The sequence below is a fragment of the Sideroxyarcus sp. TK5 genome, assembly GCF_054601595.1.
On the sequence record NZ_BAAHSJ010000026.1, the window covers coordinates 1 to 1,608 of the forward strand.

Sequence of the window (1,608 nt, forward strand, 5' to 3'; positions counted from 1 at the left end):
TCGAGTTTAGGTAATCTGACGCCAAGCGCGTTCAGATCAATGGGCGGCAAGACCGCTGAAACCGAGGCCGTTCTCCAAGAATGAATGGTCCGAAGAATCTGGGCAGGTCAGACAGAAACGGAAACGGAGCAATCGATAACGGCACCGAACTCTTTGGCGACAGTACGCCCTTGGCAACGGGTGGTAATGCTGCAGATGGGTTTGCCGCATTGGCCGCGCAAGATACTAATGCTGATGGCGTGGTGAATTCACTGGATGCAAATTTTGCCAACTTGCGCATCTGGCAAGACCTGAATCAGGATGGCATCAGCTTCGTCGATGCCAACGGCAACGGCGTTCTGGATGCGGGCGAAACAAGCGAGCTCAAGACCCTCGCCGAACTCAACATTGCTAGCATCAATGTCGCTAAGATTGAAAACAGCCAGATGTTGGCCAATGGCAACGAAATCGCCGATCTGGGCAGCTATACACTTACCGATGGCAGCATGGGAGGCATGGGCATTACTTCTGGCTTGGCAGATGTCAATCTGGCTGCGGATACTTTTCATCGAATGTTTGTGGATTCCGTGCCGCTTGACCCCTTGGCCGCGACCTTGCCTGACATGCAAGGCTCGGGCGTGGTGCGCGACCTACGCGAAGCCGCTAGCCTGTCGCCAACTTTGCTGACTACGCTTGACCAATATGCGCAATCAGCCACTAGCACTGCACAACATCAGTTGCTGGATGAGCTTGTGGGTGAATGGGGAGCCACAAGCGGTGTGGCAGATATGCAGACGCGGGCAGCGGCAAATGGCTACACCCTCACCACCAATCTGGATGCAGCGCATTTTGCGCGACTGACTGCCCTGGAACAATTCAATGGCAGAGCATTTTATCGCCTGCCATTCGAGACCGGTGTTGGGGTGCAAACCATTGCAGGCATGTCTGTTGCAGGGACGCAAATCACCATAACAATGTCTCAGGCGCAAATGGCTTTGGTAGATCAGGCGTACAGCGCCTTGAAAAATTCTGTCTATGACGCTTTGTTACCGCAAACGCGCCTGAAGCCATACCTCGATAAAATTGGGCTGACAATCACCAACGACAATATTGCATTTGATTTCAGCGGAGTGTTGGCGGCATTCCAAGACGTTCTGAATGTTGATGTTGAAACTGGTTTAACTGATCTCGTTGATTTCAACCGTACTACATCTGAGATGTTGAAGGAAACTGATTGGGCCAGTCAAGGCAGTGAATTGTTTGAGAATGTTCTTAACAATACTCCAATGACTACAACCTTGTTGTCCGCGTTGAATATAGTCGGGTTGCAAGTTGAAGGGCAGCCTGGATTTAGCTTATCTGGTACATCACAGGCCGACATTGTTGTTGGAACAGATCAAAATAGCATCCTGAACGGTGGCTCTGGAAATGACTCTCTGTTTGGTTTGGCAGGCAACGACACGCTGAACGGAGGTACAGGAAGTGACACGCTGATAGGCGGAGCGGGTGACGACACGTTGAATGCGGATAGGCCGACTGGTTACACCTATTACAACACCTACAACTACAACAGTTATGAAGCGGCTGGGAATGTATTTGAAGGGGGTACGGGCAATGATGTCCTGAATG

At 51.2% G+C, this 1,608-nt stretch carries 1 protein-coding gene; it reads left to right on the plus strand.

The window, feature by feature from the left end:
* Positions 1-80 precede the first annotated feature (80 nt).
* Positions 81-1,608: calcium-binding protein (locus ACYPYQ_RS13520; protein WP_459724440.1), on the plus strand; the 1,528-nt coding region annotated here is incomplete at its 3' end.